At 69.2% G+C, this 26,701-nt stretch carries 28 protein-coding genes and 1 tRNA gene; 6 read left to right on the forward strand and 23 right to left on the reverse strand.

All coding sequences use genetic code 11. The features are described 5' to 3' along the window. Positions 1-91 precede the first annotated feature (91 nt). From PT015_RS06790 to PT015_RS06820, 7 genes are all read right to left on the reverse strand, one after another. Positions 92-862, reverse strand: a complete 771-nt coding sequence (locus tag PT015_RS06790; RefSeq protein ID WP_285189769.1) for a 3'(2'),5'-bisphosphate nucleotidase CysQ — start codon at positions 860-862, stop codon at positions 92-94. Positions 863-884: 22 nt separating this feature from the next. Further along, positions 885-1,391, reverse strand: a complete 507-nt coding sequence (locus PT015_RS06795) for a DUF2505 domain-containing protein (RefSeq protein WP_285189771.1) — start codon at positions 1,389-1,391, stop codon at positions 885-887. A 3-nt stretch (positions 1,392-1,394) separates the two neighbouring features. Further along, positions 1,395-2,210 carry an SCO1664 family protein gene (locus tag PT015_RS06800; protein WP_285189772.1) on the reverse strand — a complete coding sequence of 272 codons (816 nt, stop codon included), beginning with the start codon at positions 2,208-2,210 and terminating at the stop codon, positions 1,395-1,397. After that, complete coding sequence (locus PT015_RS06805; protein ID WP_285189774.1) at positions 2,194-2,781, reverse strand: DUF3090 domain-containing protein; 588 nt, start codon at positions 2,779-2,781, stop codon at positions 2,194-2,196. Before PT015_RS06805 ends, PT015_RS06800 begins: the two co-directional genes overlap by 17 nt. Positions 2,782-2,842: 61 nt before the next feature. Continuing rightward, the gene (locus tag PT015_RS06810) at positions 2,843-3,535 is read right to left on the reverse strand and encodes a histidine phosphatase family protein (RefSeq protein WP_285189775.1); all 693 of its coding nucleotides are present in this window, start codon (positions 3,533-3,535) and stop codon (positions 2,843-2,845) included. Positions 3,536-3,578: 43 nt separating this feature from the next. Next, positions 3,579-4,409, reverse strand: a complete 831-nt coding sequence (locus tag PT015_RS06815; protein ID WP_285190974.1) for an undecaprenyl-diphosphate phosphatase — start codon at positions 4,407-4,409, stop codon at positions 3,579-3,581. Between the two features lie 73 nt (positions 4,410-4,482). Further along, positions 4,483-4,797 (reverse strand): hypothetical protein, encoded by a 315-nt coding sequence (locus PT015_RS06820; RefSeq protein WP_285189776.1) that lies wholly within the window; start codon positions 4,795-4,797, stop codon positions 4,483-4,485. 138 nt (positions 4,798-4,935) lie between these two features. Here PT015_RS06820 and PT015_RS06825 point away from each other — a divergent pair, with 138 nt between their 5' ends. Genes PT015_RS06825 through PT015_RS06835 form a run of 3 tightly spaced genes read left to right on the forward strand, consistent with a single transcriptional unit; the run spans position 4,936 to position 7,309 of the window. Then, on the forward strand, positions 4,936-5,982 hold the full coding sequence (locus PT015_RS06825) for a YncE family protein (protein WP_285189778.1): 1,047 nt from the start codon (positions 4,936-4,938) through the stop codon (positions 5,980-5,982). Further along, positions 5,979-6,245: a DUF5703 family protein gene (locus PT015_RS06830; protein ID WP_285189780.1), complete on the forward strand. Its 267-nt coding sequence runs from the start codon at positions 5,979-5,981 to the stop codon at positions 6,243-6,245. The genes PT015_RS06825 and PT015_RS06830 overlap by 4 nt, the downstream gene beginning before the upstream one ends. Beyond that, positions 6,242-7,309: a quinone-dependent dihydroorotate dehydrogenase gene (locus PT015_RS06835; RefSeq protein ID WP_285189783.1), complete on the forward strand. Its 1,068-nt coding sequence runs from the start codon at positions 6,242-6,244 to the stop codon at positions 7,307-7,309. Before PT015_RS06830 ends, PT015_RS06835 begins: the two co-directional genes overlap by 4 nt. Here the strand turns inward: PT015_RS06835 and PT015_RS06840 are convergent, their stop codons facing one another. The 3 genes from PT015_RS06840 to PT015_RS06850 are packed head-to-tail and all read right to left on the reverse strand — an operon-like array spanning position 7,310 to position 9,829. Next, positions 7,310-7,903 (reverse strand): alpha/beta hydrolase, encoded by a 594-nt coding sequence (locus PT015_RS06840; protein ID WP_285189785.1) that lies wholly within the window; start codon positions 7,901-7,903, stop codon positions 7,310-7,312. It abuts the gene before it with no gap. Positions 7,904-7,917: 14 nt separating this feature from the next. Next, complete coding sequence (locus tag PT015_RS06845; protein ID WP_285189787.1) at positions 7,918-8,448, reverse strand: YbhB/YbcL family Raf kinase inhibitor-like protein; 531 nt, start codon at positions 8,446-8,448, stop codon at positions 7,918-7,920. 25 nt (positions 8,449-8,473) lie between these two features. Further along, complete coding sequence (locus tag PT015_RS06850; RefSeq protein ID WP_285190975.1) at positions 8,474-9,829, reverse strand: M20/M25/M40 family metallo-hydrolase; 1,356 nt, start codon at positions 9,827-9,829, stop codon at positions 8,474-8,476. Between the two features lie 94 nt (positions 9,830-9,923). Between PT015_RS06850 and PT015_RS06855 the strand changes: the two genes are divergently transcribed. The 3 genes from PT015_RS06855 (at position 9,924) to PT015_RS06865 (ending at position 11,316) form a co-directional block, all read left to right on the forward strand. Continuing rightward, a tRNA-Leu gene (locus PT015_RS06855) sits at positions 9,924-10,009 on the forward strand. Positions 10,010-10,366: 357 nt separating this feature from the next. Next, on the forward strand, positions 10,367-10,591 hold the full coding sequence (locus tag PT015_RS06860; protein ID WP_285189788.1) for a ribosome modulation factor: 225 nt from the start codon (positions 10,367-10,369) through the stop codon (positions 10,589-10,591). Between the two features lie 68 nt (positions 10,592-10,659). After that, positions 10,660-11,316 (forward strand): phosphoribosyltransferase, encoded by a 657-nt coding sequence (locus PT015_RS06865; protein ID WP_285189789.1) that lies wholly within the window; start codon positions 10,660-10,662, stop codon positions 11,314-11,316. Here PT015_RS06865 and PT015_RS06870 read toward each other — a convergent pair. From PT015_RS06870 to ftsW, 13 genes are all read right to left on the reverse strand, one after another. After that, complete coding sequence (locus PT015_RS06870; protein ID WP_285189790.1) at positions 11,265-15,341, reverse strand: cation-translocating P-type ATPase; 4,077 nt, start codon at positions 15,339-15,341, stop codon at positions 11,265-11,267. The two genes, PT015_RS06865 and PT015_RS06870, sit on opposite strands and share 52 nt — an antisense overlap. 302 nt (positions 15,342-15,643) lie before the next feature. Further along, complete coding sequence (locus tag PT015_RS06875; RefSeq protein ID WP_285189791.1) at positions 15,644-15,955, reverse strand: hypothetical protein; 312 nt, start codon at positions 15,953-15,955, stop codon at positions 15,644-15,646. Positions 15,956-16,033: 78 nt separating this feature from the next. Next, positions 16,034-16,852, reverse strand: a complete 819-nt coding sequence (gene wag31, locus PT015_RS06880) for a DivIVA-like cell division protein Wag31 (protein ID WP_285189793.1) — start codon at positions 16,850-16,852, stop codon at positions 16,034-16,036. Positions 16,853-17,102: 250 nt separating this feature from the next. Beyond that, positions 17,103-17,396 (reverse strand): YggT family protein, encoded by a 294-nt coding sequence (locus tag PT015_RS06885; RefSeq protein ID WP_285189795.1) that lies wholly within the window; start codon positions 17,394-17,396, stop codon positions 17,103-17,105. 106 nt (positions 17,397-17,502) lie between these two features. Next, complete coding sequence (locus PT015_RS06890) at positions 17,503-18,144, reverse strand: cell division protein SepF (RefSeq protein ID WP_285189797.1); 642 nt, start codon at positions 18,142-18,144, stop codon at positions 17,503-17,505. Positions 18,145-18,156: 12 nt separating this feature from the next. After that, entirely contained in the window at positions 18,157-18,999 is an 843-nt protein-coding gene (locus PT015_RS06895) for a YggS family pyridoxal phosphate enzyme (protein ID WP_285189798.1), read from the reverse strand. After that, a complete protein-coding gene (pgeF, locus tag PT015_RS06900) occupies positions 18,996-19,703 on the reverse strand; it encodes a peptidoglycan editing factor PgeF (protein WP_285189799.1) in 708 nt (235 codons plus the stop codon). The genes PT015_RS06895 and pgeF overlap by 4 nt, the downstream gene beginning before the upstream one ends. A 45-nt stretch (positions 19,704-19,748) precedes the next feature. Beyond that, positions 19,749-20,897 (reverse strand): cell division protein FtsZ, encoded by a 1,149-nt coding sequence (gene ftsZ / locus PT015_RS06905; RefSeq protein WP_285190976.1) that lies wholly within the window; start codon positions 20,895-20,897, stop codon positions 19,749-19,751. A 266-nt stretch (positions 20,898-21,163) separates the two neighbouring features. After that, the gene (locus tag PT015_RS06910) at positions 21,164-21,514 is read right to left on the reverse strand and encodes a hypothetical protein (RefSeq protein ID WP_285189800.1); all 351 of its coding nucleotides are present in this window, start codon (positions 21,512-21,514) and stop codon (positions 21,164-21,166) included. Between the two features lie 41 nt (positions 21,515-21,555). Beyond that, positions 21,556-22,506 (reverse strand): cell division protein FtsQ/DivIB, encoded by a 951-nt coding sequence (locus tag PT015_RS06915; protein ID WP_285189801.1) that lies wholly within the window; start codon positions 22,504-22,506, stop codon positions 21,556-21,558. After that, positions 22,503-23,942 (reverse strand): UDP-N-acetylmuramate--L-alanine ligase, encoded by a 1,440-nt coding sequence (gene murC / locus PT015_RS06920; protein ID WP_285189804.1) that lies wholly within the window; start codon positions 23,940-23,942, stop codon positions 22,503-22,505. The genes PT015_RS06915 and murC overlap by 4 nt, the downstream gene beginning before the upstream one ends. After that, positions 23,939-25,171 carry an undecaprenyldiphospho-muramoylpentapeptide beta-N-acetylglucosaminyltransferase gene (gene murG, locus PT015_RS06925; protein WP_285189806.1) on the reverse strand — a complete coding sequence of 411 codons (1,233 nt, stop codon included), beginning with the start codon at positions 25,169-25,171 and terminating at the stop codon, positions 23,939-23,941. The genes murC and murG overlap by 4 nt, the downstream gene beginning before the upstream one ends. Continuing rightward, a complete protein-coding gene (ftsW, locus tag PT015_RS06930; RefSeq protein ID WP_285189807.1) occupies positions 25,168-26,700 on the reverse strand; it encodes a putative lipid II flippase FtsW in 1,533 nt (510 codons plus the stop codon). The genes murG and ftsW overlap by 4 nt, the downstream gene beginning before the upstream one ends. Position 26,701 lies beyond the last annotated feature (1 nt).

The raw sequence follows: 26,701 nt of genomic DNA on the forward strand, positions 1-26,701 counted from the left end.
CGCCGTACGACGGTCCGTGAAAATCCCAGGCTGCGCGAGAGTCGCCATGTCCACCGGCAACGGCTGACCGCCGAATGGAATTCCGCAGTCGCTAGCTCGCGACCCGGATCGCGCCCAGCAACAGGTCGGCCAGCTCCGCGCGACACATCAAGAAGTCGGGCAGATATGGGTCGGGCCGGTTGTAGATCATCTCCGAGCCGTCGAGGCGCGACGCGTGCATGCCGGCCGCCAGGATGACGCCCGCGGGCGCGGCCGAGTCCCATTCCCACTGCCCGCCGGCATGGATGTAGGCGTCGGCGTCGCCGCGGATCACCGACATCGCCTTGGCGCCGGCCGAGCCGATCCGGACGAATTCGACGTCGAGCTGGCGGGCCAGGTAGTACAGCACAGCGGGAGGCCGATTGGAGCTGGCGGTGATCCTGATCGGTCCCGAAAGCTCTGTGGTGGGCGCGATTACGGTGTCGCTGCGATGCACCTCCCCCATCGCGGGCAGTGCGACGGCGGCGTCGGTGATCGCGCCGTTGGGGCCGCCGTGGCGTTGCCAGAGCGCGACGTGCACGGCCCAGTCGTCGCGGCCCTCCCAGGAGAATTCGCGGGTGCCGTCCAGCGGGTCGACGATCCAGACCCGGTCGGACTGCAGCCGGTTCAGGTCGTCGTAGGCCTCTTCGCTGAGCACCGCGTCGCCCGGGCGCTCGGCGCGCAGTCGCTTGAGCAGCAACGCGTTGGCCTGGCTGTCGCCCTCGTCGCCGAGCAGCCACGGGTGGTCGAAGCCGACCCGATCGCGCACCTTGAGCAGCAGCTTGCCCGCCTCTTCGGCGAGGTCGGCGGCCAGCGCGGCGTCGCTGAGGGGCTCGGGTGTCACCGCTCCAGTATCACCGACGGCGTCAGCGGTTCGTGACGATCCAGGCGTTGGTGAAGCGCTGCACGGCGCCGATCTCGTCGCCCAGCCGACTCACGATGAAGCTCTCCACCTGCCCGCCGACCAGCGGAATGTTCACCCGAACGGTGGTGCTGAAGTCCAGCCGCGAGCCGCTGTCCACTGGGACCAACGACACCTTTCCGACCGCGGAGACCGGCGCGCCGGGAACCGTGACGTCGATCGTCGCGCGCGCCGTACCGTCGCCGACCGGACGCCAGGTCTCGGTGCGGGCCATCGTGAATTCGCCCGGCACCAGGGCGGTGACGACCTTCGGCAGCCGGTTGGCGAACAGGCTCACGGTCAGTGCCGCCGTCACGCCGCCGTCGGTATCGGTGCGCAGCGAGTCCAGCGTCGCGGTGCCGCTGTCGAACGCGGCCAGCCGCGCCTGCCAGTAGTCCGCGTCGGCGAACGCGGCAAGGATCTCGTCGACGCGGACGGGGGCGTCGAGCGACAGCGTCAGAGAGCGGGACATCGGCTAGAACGCGGGCCAGGGAATCGGGCGGTGCCGGTCCGGGCCGGGCATCACCGGGTGGGCGAGCAGCACCTGCGCACGCATCCGCAGCGCGGCGACTTCCGCGCTGGTGATGTGCTCGGACAGCGCCTCGCCGAGCGCCTCACCCAGGCCGTCCACCAGACACGACACCGTCTCCAGGGTCTTGGCGTCGATCTTCTTGCCGGCCCACCCCCACAAGACCGTGCGCAGTTTGTCCTCGACGTGCAGGCTCACCCCGTGGTCGACGCCGTAGACGTCGCCGTTGAGCCCGCGCAGTACGTGACCGCCTTTGCGGTCGGCGTTGTTGACCAGTACGTCGAACACCGCCATTCGCCACAACCGGACATCGTCGGCGTGCACCAGCTCGACCGGGTCGCCGGCGTAGTCGTAGGCGCGCAGCACCGGCAGGTAGCCGCGCGGGCACTGGTCGGCGGGCACCAGGTCGACGAGGTCGAGCTCGGGTCCGGGTTCGGACTCCGCGGTGTCGCCGGGCTGGTCGACCCAGAGTTGAAGCATGCCGGGGCCCGCGGGGCCGTGCCGAATGATGGTGTAGGGCACGATGTTCCAGCCCAGATGCGCCGACACCAGATAGGCGCCGAGTTCGCGGCCGGCCAGCGTGCCGTCGGGGAAGTCCCACAGCGGCTGTTCGCCGGAGATCGGCTTGTACACGCAGTGCACGGTGCGCCCGTCCAGGGTCGCTTCGCACAAGAAGGTGGCGTTGCTCGCGGAGCGAATCCGTCCCAGGACCGTCAGTTCGCCGGTGCGCAGGACCTCGCGATCGTCAGGCCTCGGCGTCATCGTCCGGACCGAGCATCGCGCTGCGCCGGTAGCCATTGGTCCGGGCGCAGATGTGCCCGTCCGAGTCCAATGGTTCCTCGCAGAGCGGGCAGGGCGGGCGGCCGGCGGAGATCACGGCATTCGATCGGGTGGCGAACTCGCGGGCCGACTGCGGCGAGAGGAAGACCCGCACCGCGTCGGGACCCTCGTCGGTGTCGTCCAGCACGACGGAGGCGTCGAACTCGGTGTCGCTGACGGCAAGCAGCTCCACCACCACCGTCTGCGCCTCGGAGTCCCAGCCCAAACCCATGGTGCCGACCCGGAATTCGGCGTCGACGGGTGTGACGAGTGGGCTCAGGTCCTCGACCTTGTCGGTCTCGGGCGGCACGGGTGTGCCGAACCGGCGGTTGACTTCGACCAGCAGCGCGTCGATCCGCTCGGCGAGCACCGCCACTTGCTGCTTCTCCAGGATCACCGACACCACCCGGGCGTCGTGCACGGCCTGCAGGTAGAACGTGCGGTTTCCGGGCTGCCCAACGGTCCCGGCGACGAATCGGTCGGGTGAGCGGAAGACGTGGATCGCACGAGACATGGCACTTTCCAAAATACCGGCTGTTGCAGCGGCGTAGTAATCCCAGGCCGTGGTCGACGGCTCAGTCGGTCGAGCCACCGACGACCGCGTCATCGGCTGAAGCGTCGCCCTCCGGGGCCGGTGGCGGGGTCAACGCGGACGTCAGGCGGGCGCCGGTGTGGTTGGAGTGCAGCACGAACGGGCGCAGTCGCGTGTAACGGATCACACTCACCGACGCCGGGTCGGCGGAAACCCGCTGGAATCCATCCAGGTGCAGGCCCAGCGCGTCGGCGACCACGGCTTTGATGACATCGCCGTGCGTGCAAGCCAGCCACAGCACGTCGGCCTTGTGCTCCTCGGCCAGACGCGCGTCGTGGTCGCGGATGGCCGCGACGGCCCGGGTCTGGACGTCGGCCAGGCCCTCACCGCCCGGGAACACCGCGGCGCTGGGGTGCGCCTGCACCACGGCCCAGAGCGGCTCTTTCATCAGCTCGCCGAGCTTGCGGCCGGTCCATTCGCCGTAGTCCACCTCGGCCAGCCGGTCATCGACCGTAACTTCGAGGCCGAGTGCGGTCACGAGAGGCTCGACGGTCTGACGGCAACGCAGCAACGGCGAGCTGACCACCGCACGGATCGGCAGCTCGCCGATCCGGTCGACGAGCTCGGCGGCCTGCTGTTGGCCCTTGTCGTCGAGCTCGACGCCTTCGGAGCGGCCCGCGAGCGTGTGGGCGGTGTTGGAGGTCGAGCGGCCGTGCCGCAGCAGAATGACGGTCATATGCGCCACTCCTCAGCGGGACCGCCCGCATCGTCGTCGGCGGTCATATGGCGCTCACCGCTCCCGTCGCCAGCAAGACCAGCACGACTACGCCGGCCAGCACGCGGTAGCCGACGAACCAATACATGCTGTGCCGCACCAGGAATCGCAGGAACCACGCCACCGCGGCCAACCCGACGACGAACGCGATCGCCGTCGCCACCAGCAACTGCGGGCCGGTCGCACTCATGCCCTCGAGCACCGGATGAAACGCGTCGGGCAGCGAGAACAAGCCGGAAGCGAACACCGCCGGGATCGCCAGCAGGAAGCCGAAACGCGCGGACAACTCGCGCTGCTGGCCAAGGAACAATCCGGCGCTGATCGTCGAACCCGACCGGGAGACGCCGGGGATCAGCGCCAGCGTCTGCGCGACGCCGACGGTGACGGCGTCACGCCAGGTCAACTGCTCGACGTCGCGGTTCTGCTTGCCGATCCGCTCGGCCAGCGCGATCACCGCCGAGAACACCACCAGGGCCGTCGCGATCACCCACAGATTGCGCACGCCCGAGCGAATCTGGTCCTTGAACAGCAGGCCCAGCACGCAGATCGGGATCGTGCCGATGATGACGTACCAGCCCAGCCGGTAGTCGGCGGTGCGACGCTCCGCGTTGCCCAGTCCAGCGAACCAGGCCACCAGGATCCGGCCGATGTCGCGGGCGAAGTACACCAAAACCGCTGCCTCAGTGCCTAGTTGGGTGACGGCGGTGAAGGACGCGCCCGCATCGTCGGCGAAAAACACCCGCGACACGATCGCCAGGTGGCCCGAGGACGACACCGGCAGGAACTCGGTGAGGCCCTGCACGACGGACAACACCACCACCTGCAACCACGACATCGCTTGGACCGCATGCACGACGACGACCGTACCGGGTGGCCGCGGGCGCCCGGGACAGCCCTGTGGCCAGGGATTATCGCAATGCCTCGGCCACGGCAACGGCGTCACGCACGGCGGCGCCCAGGCTGCGCTCGTCGGCGATGTCGACGTCGACCACATTTCGTTGCGCAGTGGCGACGATGTCCTCGGGTTGCGGTACCGGGCCTTTCAGGCGCGGGCGGTAGACCTCGACCAGCAACTTCTGACCTTCGATGCTGAATGCGAAAGTGCGGCCGTCGCCAACCTGCCCGAAGCCGCTGGCCAGGATCTTGGTGGAGAAGACCCCGAGCCACATGTCCTCGATAGCAAACTCTCCGTCTGAGAATTGGCCATGTTCGGCAACGCTCATAGGCCGACCATACCCCGCCGTCCGGCGCGGGCAACCCGGGCGGACCCGCGCCGTGTCGGACAATTTTCCCTAGGATCGAACTCCGATCGGACCATCCCCGTCACCCCGGCGAGTCCCTTGAGTAGCGGAGAATCACCCGTGCCAGCAAACAGCACACACGACGCGCGGCGCCGCCGTATTACCGTTGTCGGCCTGCTGATTTCGCTACTGCTTGCGACCGGTTGCTCGAAGAAGGCCCTCGACGACCTGCCGGCCGGCTTTCCACCGGCGCAGGCGGCGCCATCTCCCCCGGTAACGCGGGCCGCCGCCGGGATGGTCCACCCGCTGGACCGGCGGGCCACGGCGGCGGTGTTCGACGGACGCACCGGGCAGCTCGCGCTGCTGTCACCGGGGGTCGATCCGACCGCCCCGGCAAGCCTCATCACCATTGCCGGTCAGCAAACGTCGCCGCGGACGATCCCGCTACCCGGGCCGGCGACCGGACTGGTGGGCGACAACGCCGGAACCGCCCTGTTGTCTACCCGCGGTGGATATCTCGAGGTCGATCTGTCGGCCGGGCATGTCACCCGGGTAGGTGTTCACGGCGCCGAGCACGTGGACTTCAGCGCGATCACCCGCCGCCCCGACGGCACGGTGGTGCTCGGCACCGAGGACGGGATGCTGTACTCCCTCAAGCCCGCGGTACCGGGCGCAAGCCTGACGCCGGTGCATGTTCACGTCGATTCGCTTGTCGCGCAGGGAAATACCGTCGCGGTGTTGGATCGGGCACTGACGTCGGTCACCACGGTGGACGCCGACGGCCGGGTCGGTCAGTCGTTGCGCGCGGGTCAGGGGGCGACCACCATGGTGGCCGATCCGGCGGGCCGACTGCTGGTCAGCGACACCCGTGGTGGCCAGCTGCTGGTCTTCGGGGTCGACCCGTTGATCCTGCGCCAGGCCTATCCGGTTGCGGACTCGCCGTACGGCGTCACCGGTTCGCGCGGGTGGGCATGGGTGTCGCAGACCGCGACGAATACTGTCGTTGGTTACGATCTGTCAACCGGAATACCACTGGAAAAGGTACGGTACCCATCCGTGCGGCAACCCAACGCGCTGGCCTACGACGATGCCGCGGGCACGTTGTACGTGATCTCGGGCGCCGGCGAGGGCGTCCAGGTCATCGAGCACGCTGCGGGTCCGCGTTGACGGCGGCGCGGCGCGGCAGGATGCCGGTGGGGTGGGAAGCCGAACTCTCGGACGAATATGAGTGGGCGCCTTTGCGTTTGCCGCCCGAGGTCACCCGGATCAGCGCGTCTACCCGACTGTCCATCGAAGCGGAGTACCGCGGCTGGGAACTCACCCGGGTAAGGCTTTACACCGACGGCAGCAGGCGGGTGTTGTTGCGCCGCAAGAAAATCCGAGCCGAAAATGCCGCCGCGAGCGTCCGGCCCGACCAGCCGGACCTGTGACGGCCTACGCGGCGCTGCGCCGCCTGCTGTTCCTGGTTCCCGCCGAGCGCATCCACCACATCGTCTTCACCGGGCTGCGCGGTGTCACTGCGGCCGCACCCGTCCGGCGACAATTGAGCCGCCGGCTGGCGCCGCTCGACCCGGTACTGGCGAGCACGGTGTTCGGCGTGCACTTCCCCGGCCCGCTGGGCCTGGCCGCTGGTTTCGACAAGGACGGCCTCGGGCTCAAAGCATGGGGCGCACTGGGTTTCGGCTACGCAGAGGTCGGTACCGTCACCGCGCAGGCGCAGCCCGGCAATCCGACGCCACGCCTGTTCCGGCTCCCCGACGACCGTGCGCTGCTCAACCGCATGGGCTTCAACAACCGCGGTGCCGCGGCGCTCGCGTCCCGGTTGGCCGAGCATCGGGCCGACGTGCCGATCGGCGTGAACATCGGCAAGACCAAGATCACGGCCGCCGAAAATGCCGCCGAGGACTACCGGGCCAGCGCCCGCCTGGTCGGTCCGCGCGCCGCGTATCTAGTGGTCAATGTGAGCTCGCCGAACACCCCCGGGCTACGTGACTTGCAGACCGTCCAGTCGCTGCGCGGCATCCTGACTGCGGTGTTGTCCGTGGCGTCGGCACCGGTGCTGGTGAAGATCGCTCCGGATCTCGCCGACCCCGACATCGACGAGATCGCCGACCTGGCAGTCGAACTCGGCCTGGCCGGCATCGTCGCCACCAACACCACCATTTCCCGCGACGGCCTTCGCACGCCCGGTGTCGAGCATCTCGGCAGCGGCGGCATCTCCGGTCCGCCGGTACGCGCCCGCGCCGGCGAGGTTCTGCGCCGGCTGTACGTCCGTGTCGGCGACCGGCTGACGATTGTCAGTGTCGGCGGCATTGAGACCGTCGACGACGCCTGGGACCGCATCACCTCAGGCGCGTCGTTGCTGCAGGGATACACCGGTTTCATCTACGGCGGTGGTCTGTGGGCCAAGCACATTCACGACGGCCTGGCCGCTCGGCTGCACGACGGCGGGTTCGCGTCGCTGAGCGACGCCGTCGGGTCGGCGAACCGGTAGTCACCGGCGCGACAACTGATCGGCAACGAAATCCGTTGTCAAGCGGTGCCATTCATTCCAGTGCCGCACCATGTGATGACCGACCCCCTCGATACCCACCCACCGGGCATCGAGTCCGCGGGCCCGCGCCCGTTCGGTCTGAGCACGCGACTGGGCGGGGTCGGTGATGGTGTCCGCGGTGCCGTGGACGGCCAGCAATCGGGTGGCATCCGGGATCAGGTCGCCGTCGTCGTGCTCCCACCACGGCGCCAGCGCCACCACCGCGCCCAAGCCACCACCGGCGGCCAGGTGCGCGGCGACCCGGCCACCCATCGAATGGCCCACAGCCACAACGCGGCCCGGCTCCCAGCGGCGCGCAACCTCCTCGAGGACGCGCTCGGTGTCGACCACTGGGTCGCGACGCGGCCCGTTCCAGCCACGAAGCCGATACCGCACCTGCCGGACGTCCACCCCGGGGCCCAGACGGCGCCGCAGCGCGCTCGCGAGGAACTCCATCCGGACATTGGCCAACTGTCGCCGCCGGGAAGCCTCGTCGCTGCGCACCCTGCCGCCCGGCAGCACCAGCACACACCCGCGCGGTACGTCCTCAGCCACTGGAGTCGGTCGATCTACTTCTGTTCGTAGGTTGCGTGAATGACGGCGCGCGCAATCGCATGCTGAAAGAGGTTGAAGCCCAGGAAGGCTGGGCTGGCATCCTCCGGCAGGTCCAGCTTGTCCACGCCGACCGCGTGCACGGCGACGTAGTAGCGGTGCGGCCCGTGTCCGGCGGGCGGGGCCGCACCGATGTAGCGCCGCTGGCCGGCGTCGTTGACCAGGGTCAGCGCGTCACCGGGCAGGTTGCTGCCGTCGCCGGCCCCGGCGGCCAACTCGGTGACCGAGGCGGGCAGGTCGGCCACCGCCCAGTGCCAGAACCCGGAAGCCGTCGGGGCATCGGGGTCGTAAACCGTCACCGCGAAACTCTTTGTGCCGTCCGGGAATCCGGACCAGGACAGCTGCGGGCTGACGTCCTCACCGCCGGCCCCCATGATTCCGCTGACTTGGGCGTTGGTCAGCGCGGCACCGTCGGCGAACGACGACGACTCCAGCTGAAACGAGGGCAGTTGCGGCAGTGCGGCGTACGGGTCGGGCGTGGTGGTCATGGTCGATCCCCTCTCGTGTTGTCGGCTAGCAATGCGTCAGAAAGTGTGCGAGCACCTCGGTGCCGAACCTCAATGCGTCGACGGGTACCCGTTCGTCGATGCCGTGGAACAACGCCGCGAAGTCGAGTTCCGGCGGCAGCCGCAGCGGCGCGAAGCCGAAGCAGCGAATACCCAAGCGCTCGAATGCTTTTGCGTCCGTTCCGCCGGACAGCATGTACGGCACGGTGCGAGCGTCCGGGTCGACGGCGAGCAGCGCGGCGTTCATCGCGTCGACCAACTCGCCGTCGAACGTCGTCTCGTACGACGGCAGCGTGGTGATCCACTCGCGCGTCACGTCGGGCCCGATCAGCTCGTCGACCTCGGCCTCGAAAGCCGCCAACCGCCCGGGCAGCACCCGGCAGTCGACAATGGCCTCCGCCGTGGCCGGCACGACGTTGGTTTTGTAGCCGGCCTTGAGCATCGTGGGATTGGCGGTATCGCGCAACGTGGCCTTCAGAATGCGGGCCATCGGGCCGAGTTTTTCGACAACGCCGTCCAGGTCGGGTGAATCGGTGTCGAACGTGAATCCGGTCTCTTCGCCGACGGCGGTCAGGAATTGCACGACGCTGTCGGTCGGCACGACGGGAAAGCGATGCCGCCCCAGCCGCGCGACCGCCTCGGCCAACGTGGTGACCGCGTTGTGGTCGTGGACCATCGACCCGTGGCCCGGCCGGCCGTGCGCGGTCAGCCGCATCCAGTGCATGCTCTTCTCGGCCGTCTCGATCAGATAGAGCCGCCGCTCGCCGCCGCCGCGTCGCGGCACGGTCAGCGAGAACCCGCCGACCTCCCCGACCGCCTCGGTGATGCCCTCGAACAGGTCGGGCCGGTTGTCCACCAGCCACTGCGACCCCCATTTGCCGCCGTTCTCTTCGTCGGCAACGAACGCGAACACCAGGTCGCGGGGCGGGACGATGCCGGCACGCCGGAAGTGGCGGGCCAGCACGATCATCATGCCGACCATGTCCTTCATGTCGACCGCGCCGCGGCCCCAGACGTAGCCGTCCTCGATCGCGCCGGAGAACGGGTGCACGCTCCACTCGGCCGGCTCGGCGGGCACGACGTCGAGATGTCCGTGGATCAGCAGCGCGCCGCGTGAGTTGTCCGCGCCCGTCAGGCGGGCGAACACGTTGCCGCGGCCGGGGGCGCCGGATTCGAGGTACTCGACCTCGTAGCCGACTTCCTCGAGTTGCGCGGCCACCCAGCGCGCGCATTCGGCCTCGCCCCTGGTGGTTTCAAGATCGCCGGTGTTGGTGGTGTCGAACTGGATGAGCCTGCTGACCACGTCGACGACGTCGTCGGTGGGACTCTCCGCGGGCACCGTCACAGTCACCTTTCCTACCATTGCCACCGAACTTGCCGCGCGGCGCGCTGTCGCCGGGCTGGTTTGGGCGCGGGCTGCCGATCCGATAGCCTTAGCTGCCAATTCATTGGCATCGGTCCGAGTGGCGGAATGGCAGACGCGCTAGCTTGAGGTGCTAGTGCCCTACTAATGGGCGTGGGGGTTCAAGTCCCCCCTCGGACACCCAATTGAGCAGACGAAATCTGTTCTCCCTATCCCTTTACGCATCGGTGCGGTGGTGGTCAATCGTGGCCGGGCCGCAGCGCCCGGCCAGTACGGGCCCCGTGGCCACGACCGTCGCCAGCTCCGCGGCCCGGATGGTAAAGGAATCCGCCGCCGTACACCGCGAAGTACGACAGGCTCAGCGCGGCGAACATCACGAGAAACGGGGCAAAGGCGGGGCGATGCGGGAACAGTCGCAGAAGTGGCCGGCGAAGATCGATCCGAACGCCGGCACCTGCGAGTAGGCGTAGACCGAGCGGCCGCGCACTGTCGGCGTGGGTTCCGCCGCGCTGGCCGCTGTGCCGTCATGCTTGTTCGATGACGAAGCGCGCGGAATACACCTACGCGTTGTACGCGGGTTCTGTCGCCGATCCCGGCGACAGCAACCCGTACGCCGGCCAGTCGCTGGTCCTCGCGAAGCTCTGGATGCGCGGCTACATGCGGATGCTGCGTGTCCGGCGCGAGACGGGGCCGGCGATGCAGAGATTCCGGCGGGCGCGCGCCGCCGAAGAACTGCGAAGGCGAAAGCCCGACACGAACTGAACCGTCGAAGACCGGTGACGAGGCGCCGAACGGCGACGGCGCGAGCTACGTGGGTTCAGACTCGAAGCATGGACCGTCCCCCTCCGCGCGCATACCGCGACCGCAAGGAAGCCGGGCGCGCGCTCGCCGCGAAACTCGACGCCTACCGCGGCACGCCCGGATTGTTGGTGCTGGGTTTGGCCCGCGGCGGGGTGCCGGTCGGCTGGGAGATCGCCGCCGCGCTCGGGGCGGAACTGGACGTGTTCCTGGTGCGCAAGCTCGGTGTGCCGCGATGGCCGGAGTTGGCGATGGGGGCACTGGCCAGCGGCGGCGGTGTCGTGATGAATCACCGGGTGGTGTCGAGTCTGCAGATCGACGACGAGCAAGTGCGCGGCGTTGTCGAACGCGAGACCGCTGAGCTGCGCCGCCGCGAACATCTCTACCGCGGTGACCGCCCGCCGGCTGATCCCCGGGGTCGGATCGTCATCGTCGTCGACGATGGGATCGCCACCGGCGCAAGCATTCTGGTGGCGGTTCGCGCTCTGCGGGCCGGCGGACCCACGGCAGTCGTCGTCGCCGTGCCGGTGGGTCCGAAGTCGGTCTGCCAACAAGTGGCCGACGAGGCTGACGCCGTGGTGTGCGCCATGATGCCCGACGATTTCGAGGCCGTCGGCCAGGTGTTCGTCGACTTCCATCAGGTCAGCGATGACGAGGTGCGAGAACTGCTCGTTTCGCCGACCGTCTGACGCCCCACCAACGCTGCTGCGGTGATCGCGGCACCGGCCGGTCCGAGCGCCTGCGCCCAGCCGACGGGACCCAACGGGGTGCACCCGAACAGCTGACTAATCCCCGGGGTGCTGATCAACGCTGCCAGCACCGCCAGCGAGCCACCCGCGGTGAGCACCACCATGGGGGCGCGTGACTCCAGGAGCGTCTGACCGAGTTGGGTCGTGACCAACGCGACGAGGGCGACGGTGGATGCCCGCCGCGGAAGCCCGGTGGCCCTGGCCAGCAGCCAGGCCGCCGTCGTCGCGCTGGCCGTCACGGTTCCTCGGACCGCCACGGCGCGCATCAGCGCACGCTCGTCGGGTCCGTGGCCCCGGAACGGCATCGCATGACTGGGTCGGCTGATCGCCAGCGCGGTCGCGGGTAGCGCATCGGTGACGATGTTGACCAGCAAAAGCTGGCGGGTGTTCAGCGGAGCCTGACCTGTCAGTGCGCTGCCGATGATGGCGAAGACCGCCCCACTGGCGTTGCCACCCAGCAGCACCGCCACCGCCGATTGCACCCGCTGCCACAACTCGTTGCCTTCGTCGAGCGCGTCCAGAAGAGACTCGATTCGACCGTCGAGCAGTACGACGTCCGCGGCGGTGTGCGCGGCGTCGCTGCCGTGCGCCACGACACCGATACCGACGGTGGCGGCCCGGATCGCGGCTGCGTCGTTGGCGCCGTCGCCGACCATGGCGCACACCCTCCCGGTGCGCTCGAGCATCTGGACGACCTGCACCTTGTTCGCCGGCGACATCCGGGCGAACACGACGCGCTCGGCGACGGCGGTTTCCTGTTCGGCGCGGGACAGCATCGCCCACTGCGCGCCGGTGATGACCTGGTTCGCGGTGACCGGTACACCCATCTTGCCGGCGATCGCGGCGGCGGTCACCGGGTGGTCACCGGTGATCAGCCGCATCGGGATGGCGCGCCGCTGCAATTCGGCCAGCAGGTCCGCTGCTCCGGCGCGCGGTGTGTCGGACAGGCCGAGCAGGCCGACCAGGGTGAGGCCGCTGGTGCACAGATCCGCGATTGCTTCACCGCGGTCACCGTCCGCGGAGAGCGCGTGCAACTGATGCGGGTCGAGTCGGCGGCGGGCCACCGCCAGCACCCGCAAACCGTCCTCGGCCAGCTGTTCGACCAATCGGTGGACGCCGTCCGGGACGTCGTCGCACGCGGCCATGACGACCTCCGGAGCGCCCTTGAGGCTCAGCTCGGTACCGGTGAGCGACGCGGCGAACGGTCGCCCGGAGCGGAACGGCAGGTGGATGTCGGCCTGACTTCGCGAGCCGACGACGTCAAGGGCCGCTTGGGCGACGGCGGCGTCGGTGGCGTGGGCGTGGCCCTGGCCCTTCGGCGCAGGCGTGGCGTTGCCGGCGCAGCGCAGCACCTCGTCGCGTGACCCCCCGGGCACCGGTTCAATCTGCGTCACCTGCAACCGGTTTTCGCTCAGCGTCCCGGTCTTGTCGAAACACACCACGTCGACCCGGCCCAGAGCCTCGACCGAACGCGGAACCCTGACCAGCACACCGGTTTTGGTCAACCGCTGCGCTGACGCGTGCTGCGCCAGGGTCGCGACCACCGGCATGCCCTCGGGGATCGCCGCGACGGCGACCGACACCGCATTGCCGACAGCTCGTTGCAGCGGAGTCCCGCGCAGCACGCCGAACGCGGCGACCACGGCACCGGCGGCCATGCTCAGCGGCCAAGCGCGATTGGTGATCTGGGCGAGTTGGTGACCCAGCCCGATGTCCTCGTGCCCGCTGGTGACCAGGTCGGCGGCGCGGCGCACCTCGGTGTCCGGCCCGACCGCGGTCACCAGCGCGGAGGCGATGCCGGTCACCACGGTCGTCCCGGCGAAGACCATGCAGCGACGTTCGGCGATGTCGGCGAACGGAGTGGCGGCCGTCTGCTTGGCCACCGGCAGCGACTCACCGGTCAGCGAGGCCTCGTCGATTTCCAGCTCCGTCTGCTCGACAAGGCGGGCGTCGGCCGGCACCACGTCGTTGGGTCCGATGTCGATCACATCGCCGGGCCGCAAGTCTTCGGCCCGCACCTTGGCGCGTTCCCGCGTCCCGTCGGCGCGCACCGTCACCCGCCAGGCGGGCGGATTCTGTTCGGCGAGAAGCGAATTGAGCCTTCGCTCGGCTTGTAGCCGCTGCCCGGCGGCGAGCATCGCGTTCGCGGTCAGCACCGTACCGAAGAGCAGCGCATCCACCGGCGAGCCCAGTATCGCGCTGGCCGCAGCACCCAGCCCCATCAACGGCGTGAGCGGGTCGGACAACTCCTCGCGCACGGCGCCGACGAACTGCGAGATTACGTGCGGCTCTTCGCTGTTCGCACCACCCGTTTCCGTGTCGACCTCGTGGGACGCCAGGGTCGCGCGGACCTGGTCGACCGACATCGCGTGCCATTCGTCGACCGGGGCCGGTCGCGGCACCGCGGCGTTGATCACGTTTCGGGCCGACCGGAATCCCAGCAGGACGCCCAGCGCGGCACCGGCGGTGACCGGCTCGGGGCCTTGACCGCGGACGGTGGGAATGAGCAGCAACGCACCCAGGGCCGACGCGCCGACCGAAATCGCGACGCCCTGGCGGCTGACGGCTTTGGCGGCCGAGAGCGCGTGCAGTATCCGCCACGCCCCGGCCAGATCCTCCACCACAAGATCCGCCCACCTCGTCAGCGCGGCACCGGCTTCACTGTCACCGCGGGGCCACACGCCCAGCGTGACATCGGCTGACGCGAGCGCCTGCGCCCCGGACGCGGACACCACCGCCACGGCGCGGCCGTCACCCTGATGGGACTTCAGCGCGTCGGCCAGCGCGTCATCGATAGAATCGGTTGAAAGCGGCGCGATCTCGTCGAACGCCGGACGCAGCGCACCCAGACTGACCGGGTCGTCGACGGTCACCACCTGCACGTCGGCCCGCTGCGGTTCGGCCACCAGAGCGACCGCCAGCGGATGCGGGGCCGGCTCGAACAATGCCTCCGTGCCGCCGGCGCGACGGCCGCGCTGACCGGGAACCGGATGCCAGCCGGGCTTGAGGCCGCCGTCGGACAACATGGCCTGGGCGCGGTTCCAGGTCTCCAGGTCGCTCTCGCCGGTGCCGCGCACACCCGCGAGGCGTAACCGGTCGCCGCGCAGCACCCGCGGATCGACGATCACGACGTCGACGGCCTCCAGTCGGCGCAGGCTGTCGGGCTGCAGCGGCAAGACCGCGTGGCGGCGGGCCAACCCGCGGCCAAGCGTCGCTGAGAATGCCTCGCGCGCGGTTCGGGACGGCTTGGGCGCCGCGACGAGAGCTGCGTTGCCGGCCAGGTTGAGATCGCGGCCGAGCGCTGCAATCACCGCGGCACCGATTCCCTGTATCCAGGCGCTGCGCCGGGCGTGGCGTCCTGCCTCCGAGGACGATCGCAGGTCCCGACGCGCCGCCCCGATCGTGTCGTCGTGGCCGGCCGTGACGCCGATGAGCTGGTCCAGTTCGGGTTCGCGCCGATACCACGCGCCCGCTCCGGCCCGGGCTTCGCCGAGTCTAAAGACTCCTAACGCGAGATCGACCGCCAGGGATGCCGGCGCCATCGCGATCGTGTGGGCGGTGGCGTTGGCGAGCCCCAACACGGTCTCCGCCCCGGCGATGCCGATGCGGTCCGCCAGGACGCGACGCAACCTTGGTTGGTAGTCGACGATCGCAACGGCGGCCTCCACGCTGCTGGGCAGGCTCGGCAGCCGGAGCGTGCGGCCGGCCAAGGCCAGCCCGAATCCGGCCGCGTTCGCGGCCACGACCACCGCCGTACCGGCGAACAACAACCCGTCACCGGGTCGGCCGGGCGAGCGCACCGGTCGGTCGGAAGCATCGGCTCCCGCTCGGTTGTCCCCACCGGTGCGGCCGCCACCGCTCAATGTTGACGCTGCCGACCCCACAAGCCGCGCCGATTCCTCGGCCAGCGCCGTCGTAGTGCCTACGCACATAGCCGCAAAGCGCAGCGGCTGAGTAGCTTTCACGGTCGGTCTCCTGTCACCCCGGTGGGTGCCGACCGAATGGGACGCGGGGGCATTCGGTCGACACGATGTCTTCCGAAGGTCTCGCTCGCCGGATGCCGAGGCTCCGGTGGATGACCGGGTGGGATCAACCCACCGCGTATGACGACCATCCGCATGCACCACGTCTCCGTGGCTACATGGAACTACTCCCCTTCGCGCGACCGACAATAGCGACCGTTGCCGACTGCCAGCAACCCGTCAGGAACGCACCCGCATCCGTGGTCTTTGCCGGCGTCGCAGCCAGCCGATAGGGGGTTACCGCTCTAGCGTGTGTTGTGGTCGTCGCTGACGCTGCCTTCTGAATCAGACTGAGCGCCAACGTCTTCGGAGTCTTCGATGCTGTCCGCCGGGTAGTCGGCGACGTCGCCGTCGTGGGCGCCGGCCGCCGGATCGGCGTCCTGACGCGCCGGACCGCCGCGGCGTTGCCGTTCCTGCAGCGCGTCGACGATCAGCAGCACCACGCCGAGGACGCTGGCCCCGATGCAGACCCAGGCGACCAACTCATTGCTGGTAATGACCGCGAAGACGAGCGCGGCAAGACCGATCACCGCTAGTACCAGCGAGACAATCAGCACCGGTTAACCTCCAGCCGACGGGGCGACACTGCCAACTGTGCAGGATAGCGACAGTTGGCGCCAGTGTCGCCGACCGACCTAGTTGTTACCGCGATTGAACTGGTTGAATCCCGCCGAGTCGTTGGTCGCGCTGGAATCCACCGGCGCCGCCGAACCGCGCTGGCCCAGCTCCTCGAGCTGCGATTCCAGGTAGGTCTTGAGCCGGGTGCGGTATTCGCGCTCAAAGGTGCGCAGTTGCTCGAGGCGGCCTTCCAGCACAGTCCGCTGCTGGTTGATCGTGCCCATGATCTCGGAGTGCTTGCGCTCGGCATCGGCCTGCAGTGCGTCGGCCTTCTCCTGCGCCTGACGCAGTTGGGTCTCGGACCGGGTCTGCGCGTCCGACAGCAGGGAGTCGGCACGCTGGCGCGCCTCGGAAACCGTGGTCTCGGCCTCGCGGCGAGCGTCGCCGACGATCTGGTCGGCGTTCGCCCGGGCGTCGGAGAGCAACTTGTCCGACTCGGACTGCGCCTGGCTGGTCAAGCGGTCCGCGGTGTCCTGCGCCAGGCTGAGCACACGGGCGGCCTTGATGGCGGCCTCTTCGCCCAGGGGCTGAGAGGCGACCGGGGCCGCGACGGGCGCGGGCTGCGGCGTCGGCTTGACCGGCTCGGGCTCGGGCTCGTACACCGGAATCGTTTGCGTGGCTTGCACACTGGCTCCCCCGCCAGCCCGTGCTCCGGCCAATTCCTGGTCCAATTCGGACACCCGCTGACGCAGGTCCGAGTTCTCCTCGATGAGGCGGGTCAGCTCGTTCTCGACCAGATCGAGGAAGGCATCGACCTCGTCCTCGTTGTAACCACGCTTGCCGATCGGCGGCTTGCTGAACGCCACATTGTGGACGTCTGCGGGTGTCAGCGGCATTCTTAGCCCCCTTGAGTGTGGACGGTTAACCGACCAGGAAAGTGTAGTTCGGGATCAACGCTGTCGTAGCCATGGTGCAACTGCCGCCCATCCTGTCACACCAGACCCGCCGGTTGCCGAATCGGTCAATAAATAAGACCGAATTTCAAAGATTAAGAGGTAACAAAACGGCCCGGTACGTGACCTTTATCGGTGAGCCAGCAAACTCCCGCGGGCGGTAATTCGCGCGGCCGAAGGCCGGTGGTTGGCGTTAGGGACCCGCGTGGTCGAACGCCATGGTCATGCCGATGAACGCGACCAGCAGCAGCACCATGATCGAAAGGTCGAACCGCACGGCACCAACGGTGAGCTGCGGTATCAGCCGTCGCAGCAGGTTCACCGGCGGATCGGTGATCGAGAGGATGACCTCCAGGATCACCACGGTCACGCCTTTGGGGTGCCAGTCCCGGCTGAAGGAACGGACGAACTCGATCACCACGCGCGCGATCAGCAGGAGCCAGAAAACGAACAGCGCAATCCCGATGAGGTAGATGAACAGCTTCAACGAGCGCCCGACCTTAGTAATGAAGATGTGACCATGCCAACTGCCCAGGCTGCATTCCAGCAGGGCAAAGTCAGCCTACCGGCTCGCCTCTGGATGCGCCTTACGGCTACTGGTAGGCGTAAAAGCCGGTCTCGGCGATGCGTCGGCGCTCTTCAGGAGAGACGTCGACGTCAGCGGGTGAGAGTAAGAACACCTTGGTGGCTACTTTGTCGAATGAGCCACGTAGCGCGAATGCCAGGCCGGCGGCGAAGTCGACCAGGCGCTTGGCATCTGCGTTGTCCATCGACACCAGGTCCATGATCACCGGGGTGCCGTCGCGAAAACGCTCTCCGATGGTGCGGGCCTCGCTGTAATCCTTGGGACGCAACGTGGTGATCTTCGACAGCGGGCTGCTCTCGTCGAACAGCATCGCCATCCGGCGCGGGTCCATCGCCAGCGCGCCGCGGGTGGAGCCGCGCAGCGATCCGAAGCGCGGCCGACCCAGATCGCCGCCGCGGTCGTAGTCGGGTCCGCGGAATCGCGGCTCGTCGGCGTAGCCACCCCGGTAGCCGGGGGCGTAATCGCCTGCGTCGCTACGCGGGTCGTCGTAGTCGCGACCCTCGTAGCGGCTGCCGTACCCGTCGTCGGCGAACCGCTGCCGCGGGTAGCCGCCGGTCCGGGCAGGCGCCTGGTCGTCGTAGTACTCGTCGTCGTAGTCCTCCATCGGGGCCATGCCGAAGTAAGCCTTGACCTTGTGAAGTGTGCTCATCGCTTGACCCTTCTACAGCTCTCGAGATTTCGGTGTCTGTGATGAAGATGTGACTGGAGTGACTATTGACGGTGACGGTAGCGGGCGCGGGCCCAACAGTGCGGTACCGACACGCACACACGTCGAACCATGTTTGACCGCGGTTTCAAGGTCGTTCGACATCCCGGCCGACAATCCCGCCGCGGCCGGGTGGGCCCGGCGTACCCGCTGGTGCTCGGACTGCAGCCGCGCGAAGGCCCGGTCGGGCTCCCAGTCGAGCGGCGGAATGCCCATCAGACCAACCAGTTCCAGGGATTGCGACGCAGCTACCTGCGCACAGATCTCGTCGACCGCCCCGGCGTCGGACACGTCGACCCCACCCCGGGAGACGTCGCCGTCGAGGCTGATCTGCACGTAGACCCGGAGCGGATCGGTGCGGTGACCGTCGCCGAGCGCGCCGTCGACGGCCCGGTCGAGCGCGGTCACAACGCGGGCGCTGCTGACCGAATGCGCGGTGTGCGCCCAGTGCGCCAGCGAGCGGGCCTTATTGCGTTGGATCTTGCCGACCATGTGCCAGCGGCGTCGGCCGGCGCCGGGATCGCCGTCGGCCGAGGCGTCCAGCAACCGATCGACGTCGCCGACCTTTGCGGCCGCTTCCTGGTCGCGGGATTCACCGAAGGCGGTGCATCCCAATCGCGACAAAATCGCCACATCGGTTGCCGGAAAGAATTTGGTAATAGGCAGGAGTTGAATGTCGTCGAGTTTGCGGCCGGCCGCTTCGGCGGCCGCGGCAAGCCGGGAACGTAACGCCGCCAAAGAATCGGCCAATTCCATTCCCCGCTCGGGTTGGGGTGAAGCGTTTAGCGCCACACTCATTCCATCCACACCACCGATGCCAGCCGACCGGTCGGCGCTCCGCGGCGATGGCTGAACAAGTCGGTGTCGTCGACCGTGCAGCGCGGGTCGATATCGATGGCGTCGATCCCCAAAGCCTTGAGCTGGCAGGCGATTCCGGCCCGCAGGTCGAGTCCCGGGGTACCTGCCGACGTGGTGGTGCGACTGCCCGGCAGCGCCGCCTCGACCTCGTCGGCCATCGCGGCGGGCACCTCGTAATTGCGGCCGCTGACCGCCGGGCCCAGCAGCACCGAGATGTCCGACTCGTGGGCGCCCAAACCCACCATTACCTCGACCGCGCGGGCCACCACGCCGTCGCGCGCTCCGACCCGACCCGCGTGCACGGCGCCGACCACACCCGCCCGGGCATCGGCCAGTAGTACCGGCACGCAGTCGGCGGTCACCACCGCAAGCGCCAATCGCGTTGTGCGCGTGACTAATCCGTCGGTCTTGGCGAACGGGCTGCGGCGCGGGCCGTCGACCACCTCGACGCGGTCACCGTGCACCTGGTTCATCCACACCACCCGATCGGCACCCAGCCCGATGGCCTTGCCCAACCGCTTTCGGTTGGCCGCCACCGCGACTGGATCGTCGCCGACATGGTCGCCGAGGTTGAAGCTGTCGAAGGGCGGTATCGAGACACCGCCAGCCCGGGTCGTGCTGACCCGCCGGATGCGAACGCTCACCCGTCCAGTATCCGGCGGGAGCAAGGCCGCCATGGCGCCGTCGGGCTAGCGCCGCATGAACGGCGGCACGTCGACGTCGTCGTCCTCGCCGCCGATGTCGAAGGTCGCGCCGTTGGTCGGCACCGACACGCTCACCGCGTCGGCCGGTTCGAACAGGCTGGAGCTCACCTTGCCGTGCTTGCCGGATGCCACCGTCGTCGGCGCCGCGGCCGCGGTGGCGTTGCTGACGACCGGCTTGCGGCCGGGGCCCGCGGCGTCGAAGCCCGCCGCGATCACCGTCACGCGCACCTCGTCGCCGAGCGAGTCGTCGATCACCGTTCCGAAGATGATGTTGGCGTCCTGGTGGGCGGCGTCCTGCACCAGCGAGGCCGCCTCGTTGATCTCGAACAACCCCAGATCGCTACCCCCGGCCACCGACAACAGCACGCCCTGGGCACCCTCCATCGACGCCTCGAGCAGCGGCGAGTTGATCGCGATCTCGGCCGCCTTCAGCGCGCGACCGTCGCCGCGGGCCGAGCCGATGCCCATCAGCGCCGTGCCCGCCCCGCTCATGACGCCCTTGACGTCGGCGAAGTCGACGTTGATCAGGCCCGGGGTGGTGATCAGGTCGGTGATCCCCTGCACGCCGTTCAGCAGCACCTCGTCGGCGCTGCGGAACGCGTCCATCAGCGACACCGCGGCGTCGCCCATCTGCAGCAGGCGGTCGTTGGGGATGACGATCAGGGTGTCGCAGCTCTCCCGCAGCGCCGCGATGCCGTTCTCGGCCTGGTTGCTGCGGCGCTTGCCCTCGAAGGAGAACGGCCGGGTCACCACGCCGACGGTCAGGGCACCCAGCTTGCGGGCGATGCTGGCGACGACGGGCGCGCCACCGGTGCCGGTGCCACCGCCCTCACCTGCGGTGACGAACACCATGTCGGCCCCGCGCAGCAGTTCTTCGATCTCGTCCTTGGCGTCCTCGGCGGCCTTGCGGCCGACCTCGGGGTCGGCGCCGGCACCCAGTCCACGGGTGGAGTCGCGACCGACGTCGAGCTTGACGTCGGCATCGCTCATCAACAACGCCTGAGCGTCGGTGTTGATGGCGATGAACTCCACGCCCTTGAGCCCTTGCTCGATCATGCGGTTGACGGCGTTCACACCGCCGCCGCCTATCCCGACGACTTTGATGACGGCCAAGTAGTTGTGCGGCGGGGTCATCATGCTGTCTTCCTCCCTGGTGGGACTGCTCGATAGCGGATCGCCCTCGGCAAACCTAAACCTCAAGTAAAGAGTTAGAGTTATGTCAAGTTGATTCGCGCAAACAGAACGGTATGGCCGTCGCGTATCTGATCGATGCAGGCGCGCCGACGCGCGGCGGGCGAATTTCGGCGAATTTCCGCGACGGCGTGTGTTGCGCTCGGCCGAGTGTGCGGCCAGCCGCACACTCGGTGAAGCGGTCGTTGTCCGGCCGTGGGCCCGCCCTGCTAGCCGTAGTAGGCGAAGCTGCAGGTGGGTCGCGGCTCCGTCTTGAAGGACAGCAGCTTGCCGTCCATCGTGATCGTGCACGTGAGGGCCGTGTCGCCGGCGTCGGCGGTGACCGAGGAGGAAATTTCGTTGTAGACCGGGTAGTCCTTCTCCCACGGCAGCGTGACGCCGGTTTCGGTCTGTTCCGGCGCGCCGTTGATCTGGTAGCGCAGCGTCACCGGGCCGGCTCCGCCGATCACCTGGATCTTCGCGGTACCGATCTGCGGACCGGAATCGGCGTGCGCCGCCGGCATCAGAGCGGTGGTGGCGGCGAGGCTGAGCGCGGCGGCGACCGCCGGGACGTTTTTCACCTCTTGAACTTAAAGCGTTGCGGAGCGCCCTCCACACGGAATTATCTGATCGTCGGCAGGTCCGGACTGGAGACGTCATAGGTGCGCCCCGGACGGGTCAGCAGGGCCGCCAACTTCTGCGCCTTCTCCTCGGTGCGCTCGTTGGTCCCCCAGATCACCGTGCGCCCGTCGGCCAAGGTCAGCGTGATCGACGCGACCGAGGGGGCCGCGATGCGGCTGACCTGGGCCACCACCTCGGGCCGCAGCGCGGTCAGCACCGCGAGCGCGGCCTTGGTCGTGGCGTCCGCCGGGCCCGGGTTCGCGACATCGAGATACGGCAACGCCGGCGGCGGCGGCGCGGTGGCGAAGTCGACGCCGTCACGATCGAACAGATGCGGCCCGTCGGGAAAGTCCTTGACCACCACCGGAATTCGCTCGACCACAGTGATCAGTAGCGCCGACGGGTAGTCGCGCTGGACGTGTGCACTGGCCACCCGCCGGATCGCGGCGACCCGATCGGCGATGCCGTCGGTGTTGATCTGCAGCAGCGGGGTGCCGAGCTTGACGTGCGCGGCGTCGAGCACCTCCTCGCGGGTCACGGCGCCGAGGCCGTTGACGATGATGCCGCGCGCCGCCATCACCGGCGTGAAGTAGAGGAGCAGGCCGATGCCGGTGACCGCCACGGTCAGCAGCAGCGACACCAGGAACAGCTTCAGGCCCCGGACCCGGCCGCGCGCAACGGGTTTGGCACTGGCGGGCCCTTTGCCGCGAGCCGCCCGCTTGGCTTCGCGACGGGCCTGCTCGATCGCGGTGGCCCGAGCCTGGGCCTCGCGGCGCTCGGCGCGTTCGCGACGCTCGCGGCGCCGTGGGCCCTCGACGGGCTCGTCGGCCTGCCCCGGCTCGGCCTCGGCAGCGGGGGTGTTCGCGGCGTCGGGATCGGCCTCGATGACCGGCTCGCCGCCGGTGACGTCGTCGGCCACCTCGTCGGGCGTCGGGTCGTCCGTCTCGCTCATCGCGACGCCCCCGGCGCACTGCGGTTGGCCCGTACCCGCAGCGCGGTGACGATCTCGGGCGCGAGCATCGTGACGTCACCGGCGCCCATGGTGACGACGACGTCGCCGGGTTCGGCAGCCGCGGCGACCGCCTCGGCCACCGCAGACAGGTCGGGCAGGTACTGCACCGGCACGCGGACGTGCTCGGCGATGCTGGCACCGCTCACCCCGGCGATGGGCTGCTCGCGGGCGCCGTAGACATCGAGCACGAACACCTGGTCGGCGCCGTTCAGCGCCGCACCGAACTCGGTCGCGAAAGCTTGTGTGCGCGAATACAAGTGCGGCTGGAACACCACCAGCGACCGTCCGGTGCCGGCCTGTTCCAGCAGCGTCCGCACCGCGGCGAGCGTCGCGGTGACTTCCGTCGGGTGATGCGCATAGTCATCGAAAACCCGTACCGCAGCCGAGTTTCCGATCAGTTCGAAACGGCGGCGTACGCCTTCGAAGCCGGCCAGCCCATCAAGCACGTCGTCGACGGGGGCACCGATTTCGACGGCGGCCAGCAGCGCACCCAGCGCGTTGAGCGCCATGTGCCGGCCCGGCACCGACAGCCGCATCGCCAAAACCTGGCCGTCGAGCTTGATGTGGGCGACGGCCTCGGTGCCGTGCTGCTCCCACGACAGCAGCGTCCCGGCCAGCCCGTCACCAGCCGAGCCGTACGGCAGAACCCGAATGCCCAGTGCCGCAACGCGTTCCGCTAGTGCCGCCGCTCCCGGGTCGTCGACGCACACCACCAGCGCGCCGCCCGGGGCGATCCGCTCCGCGAAGGAGTCGAATACTGCGATATAGGCGTCGGCGCTGCCGAAGAAGTCGAGGTGATCGGCCTCGATGTTGGTGACCACCGCGACATTCGGGGTGTATTCCAGCAGCGATCCGTCACTCTCGTCCGCCTCGGCGACGAAGCAGTCGCCGCTGCCGTGGTGGGCGTTGGTGCCGGCCTCACCGAGTTCACCGCCGACCGCGAAGGACGGGTCGCGACCGCAATGTTGCAGCGCCACAATCAACATCGACGTCGTGGTCGTCTTGCCGTGCGTCCCGGTGACCATCAGCGTGGTCCGGCCGGCCATCAACTTGGCCAGCACGGCGGGGCGCAGCACCACCGGAATGCCGCGGCGCCGGGCCTCGACGAGTTCGGGGTTGGTCTTCGGGATCGCGGCATGGGTGGTGATCACCGCCGTCGGACCACCGGGCAGCAGGTCGAGCGACGACGCGTCGTGGCCGATGCGGATCAGCGCACCGCGCGCTTCGAGTGCGCGCACCCCGCGCGATTCCTTGGCGTCGGACCCCGAAACCTGGCCGCCCCGGTCGAGCAGGATGCGGGCGATGCCCGACATGCCCGCTCCCCCGATTCCGACCATGTGCACGCGCTGCAGTTCGGGGGGCAGCGGCTGGCTCATCGGCGCGCTCTCCCGTCCCGCGCTGCGCGCGCGACGTCCAGCGCACTCCGGCCCCTTTTCGCGCGCCTCCCGTCCCGCGCTGCGCGCGCGACGTCCAGCGCGACGCGTGCCACCTGCCTGGCTGCCTCCGGGTGGCCGACCAGCACCGCCGCGGTCGTCATCGCCGCCAACTGTTCGTCGTCGGTGAGCAGTCCGGCGACCGTGTCGGCGACGAAGCCCGGCGTCAGGTCCGCGTCGGCGATCAGCATGCCGCCGCCCGCGTTGACCACTGGCAACGCATTGAGCCGCTGCTCGCCATTGCCGATCGGCAGCGGCACGTACACCGCGGGCAGGCCGACGGCGGTGACCTCCGCGACGGTCATCGCCCCGGAGCGGCAGATCGCCAGGTCGGCCGCGGCGTAGGCCAGGTCCATCCGGCTCAGGTACGGCACCGCGACGTAGGGCGGGTCACCCGGCGCGGGGTCGCGCAGATCGATGGTGTTCTTGGCGCCGTGCGCGTGCAGCACCGCGACGCCGGCCGCCGCCAGCTCACCGGCCGCGGCGGCGACCGCGCGGTTGATCGAGGCGGCGCCCTGCGACCCGCCGAACACCAGCAGCACCCGGGCGTCGTCGGCGAAGCCGAAATGCGCCCTGGCCTCCGCCCGCAGCGCGGCGCGGTCCAGCGACGTGATCGCCTCCCGCACAGGCACGCCGACCACCTCGGCGTGCCGCAGGCCGGGATCGGGGACCGCCGACAGCACCCGCTGCGCGCTGCGCGCCCCGACCCGGTTGGCCAGCCCGGCGCTGGCATTGGCCTCGTGAATGACGACCGGAACCCGCCTCCCGCGCCGGGCGGAGCCGCGAGCGGCCAGGTAGGCGGGCAGCGACACGTAGCCGCCGAACCCGATCACGACGTCGGCGTCGACCTTGTTCAGCACCGCGCGGGTCTGCCGCACCGCGCGCAGCACCCGGGCCGGTAGCCGGGCCAGGTCGCCGGTGGGCTTGCGCGGCAGCGGGACCGGGGTGATCAGTTCGAGCGAGTAACCGCGTTCGGGAACCAGCCGCGTCTCCAGGCCCCGGGCGGTGCCGAGTGCGGTGATGCGGACGTTGGGATCGAGGCCGACCAGAGCGTCGGCGACGGCCATTGCGGGCTCAACATGGCCGGCTGTGCCGCCGCCCGCGAGCACAACCGACAACGACGCCTGCCCGGTTGGCCCAATGGCCGATGACCCTGTGACCGAGTCGCTCACCCGTAGCGCTGACCTTCCAATGCCCGGCGGCCGTGCGCCTGACGTGGGCGCTGGCCGGTGTACCGCTGTCCGCCTACATGATGCCCTGCCCGCTGACCCCGTCGATCCACGGCTTGGGGTCGGGCGGGCTTGCGGTTGGCGGCACGCGGCGGCTTGCTCGGCTGCGGCTTGCTGCGCAGCCGGTCACGTAGCGCCTCGACCCGGGTCGGCGCGTAGGGCTCCGGCAGCGGCAGCCGCAGGATGCGGGTCATCCGGTCGTCGCGGCCGGCCCGCAGCGCGGCGACCGCCTCGGGTTCGTGCCGGGCCGCGTTGGCCATCATCCCGATCATCAACAACGTTGTCGCCGTGGAGGTTCCACCCGCCGAGATCAGCGGCAGCTGGATGCCGGTGACGGGCAGCAGGCCGATCACGTAGCCGACGTTGATGAACGACTGGCCGATCACCCACAGCGTGGTCGTGGCGGTCAGCAGTCGCAGGAACGGGTCGGCCGACCGGCGTGCGATCCGCATGCCGGTGTAGGCGAAGAGGCCGAACAGCGCCAGCAGTCCGAGCGCCCCCACCAGACCCAGCTCCTCGCCGATGATCGCGAAGATGAAGTCGTTGTGGGCGTTGGGCAGGTAGTTCCACTTAGCGGTGCCCTGACCCAGGCCGTCGCCGAAGACTCCACCGTTGGCCAGCGCGAACTTCGCCTGGCGGGCCTGATAGCCGGAGTCCTGGGGGTCCTGACCCGGATCCAGCCACGAGCGCACCCGGTCGGAGCGGTAACCGGCCGACACGGCCAGCACCCCCGCCGCGACGACCGCCGCGAACAGCGAACTCAGGAACACCCGCAGCGGCAGGCCCACATACCAGAACAGGCCCAGCAGGATGATGAGCATCGACACCGTCTGCCCGAGGTCGGGCTGGGCGAGGATCAGCGCCAGCGCGATGACGGCGGCCGGCACCAGCGGTATCAGCATCTCGCGCAGCGAGGCCCGCTCCATCCGCCGCGCCGCCAGCAGGTGCGCTCCCCAGATCGCCAGGGCGATCTTGGTCAGCTCGGAAGGTTGCATCGAAAAGCCGGCGATGACGAACCAGCCGCGGGATCCGTTGGCTTCCTTACCGATTCCGGGGATGAGCACCAGCACCAGCATGACGATCGTCACGGCGAAGCCGGTGAACGCCATCTTGCGCATCAACCACACCGGCAGTCGCAGGGCGAGATAGAAGGCGCCAAGCCCGACGATCGTCCAGAGCACCTGGCGGCCGAAGATCGTCCACGCCGAGCCGTCGTCGTCGTAGGAGCGGACGCCCGACGCCGACAGCACCATGATCAGGCCGAGCGTGGTCAGCAGCGCGGACACCGCGATGATCAGGTGGAACGACGTCATCGGCCGGTTCAGCCAGGCCCCGAAGCGGGTGCCCGACTCGCCGGCGAACAGGCGGGTCGACTTGGCGGGCTTGTCCTTCGCCGTCTCCTCCGCGGCGGCATCGGCCGCCTGGTCGCCCTTGCTACCCCGGTGCAGGAACCGGGCGAGTGCGATTTTCACC

Origin of the sequence: Candidatus Mycobacterium wuenschmannii, from assembly GCF_030252325.1 — a bacterium.
Taxonomy (GTDB): domain Bacteria; phylum Actinomycetota; class Actinomycetes; order Mycobacteriales; family Mycobacteriaceae; genus Mycobacterium; species Mycobacterium wuenschmannii.

What these genes read in the sequence shown, in the direction of transcription:
- PT015_RS06795 (WP_285189771.1), bottom strand. Translation starts at nt 1,391, where the DNA reads ATGTCCCGCTCTCTGACGCTGTCGCTCGACGCCCCCGTCCGCGTCGAC.
- PT015_RS06800 (WP_285189772.1), bottom strand. Translation starts at nt 2,210, where the DNA reads ATGACGCCGAGGCCTGACGATCGCGAGGTCCTGCGCACCGGCGAACTG.
- PT015_RS06805 (WP_285189774.1), bottom strand. Translation starts at nt 2,781, where the DNA reads ATGTCTCGTGCGATCCACGTCTTCCGCTCACCCGACCGATTCGTCGCC.
- PT015_RS06810 (WP_285189775.1), bottom strand. Translation starts at nt 3,535, where the DNA reads ATGACCGTCATTCTGCTGCGGCACGGCCGCTCGACCTCCAACACCGCC.
- PT015_RS06815 (WP_285190974.1), bottom strand. Translation starts at nt 4,409, where the DNA reads ATGTCGTGGTTGCAGGTGGTGGTGTTGTCCGTCGTGCAGGGCCTCACC.
- PT015_RS06820 (WP_285189776.1), bottom strand. Translation starts at nt 4,797, where the DNA reads ATGAGCGTTGCCGAACATGGCCAATTCTCAGACGGAGAGTTTGCTATC.
- PT015_RS06845 (WP_285189787.1), bottom strand. Translation starts at nt 8,448, where the DNA reads ATGACCACCACGCCCGACCCGTACGCCGCACTGCCGCAACTGCCCTCG.
- PT015_RS06850 (WP_285190975.1), bottom strand. Translation starts at nt 9,829, where the DNA reads ATGGTAGGAAAGGTGACTGTGACGGTGCCCGCGGAGAGTCCCACCGAC.
- PT015_RS06860 (WP_285189788.1), top strand. Translation starts at nt 10,367, where the DNA reads ATGACGAAGCGCGCGGAATACACCTACGCGTTGTACGCGGGTTCTGTC.
- PT015_RS06865 (WP_285189789.1), top strand. Translation starts at nt 10,660, where the DNA reads ATGGACCGTCCCCCTCCGCGCGCATACCGCGACCGCAAGGAAGCCGGG.
- wag31 (WP_285189793.1), bottom strand. Translation starts at nt 16,852, where the DNA reads ATGCCGCTGACACCCGCAGACGTCCACAATGTGGCGTTCAGCAAGCCG.
- PT015_RS06890 (WP_285189797.1), bottom strand. Translation starts at nt 18,144, where the DNA reads ATGAGCACACTTCACAAGGTCAAGGCTTACTTCGGCATGGCCCCGATG.
- PT015_RS06895 (WP_285189798.1), bottom strand. Translation starts at nt 18,999, where the DNA reads ATGAGTGTGGCGCTAAACGCTTCACCCCAACCCGAGCGGGGAATGGAA.
- ftsZ (WP_285190976.1), bottom strand. Translation starts at nt 20,897, where the DNA reads ATGACCCCGCCGCACAACTACTTGGCCGTCATCAAAGTCGTCGGGATA.
- PT015_RS06915 (WP_285189801.1), bottom strand. Translation starts at nt 22,506, where the DNA reads ATGAGCGAGACGGACGACCCGACGCCCGACGAGGTGGCCGACGACGTC.
- murC (WP_285189804.1), bottom strand. Translation starts at nt 23,942, where the DNA reads ATGAGCCAGCCGCTGCCCCCCGAACTGCAGCGCGTGCACATGGTCGGA.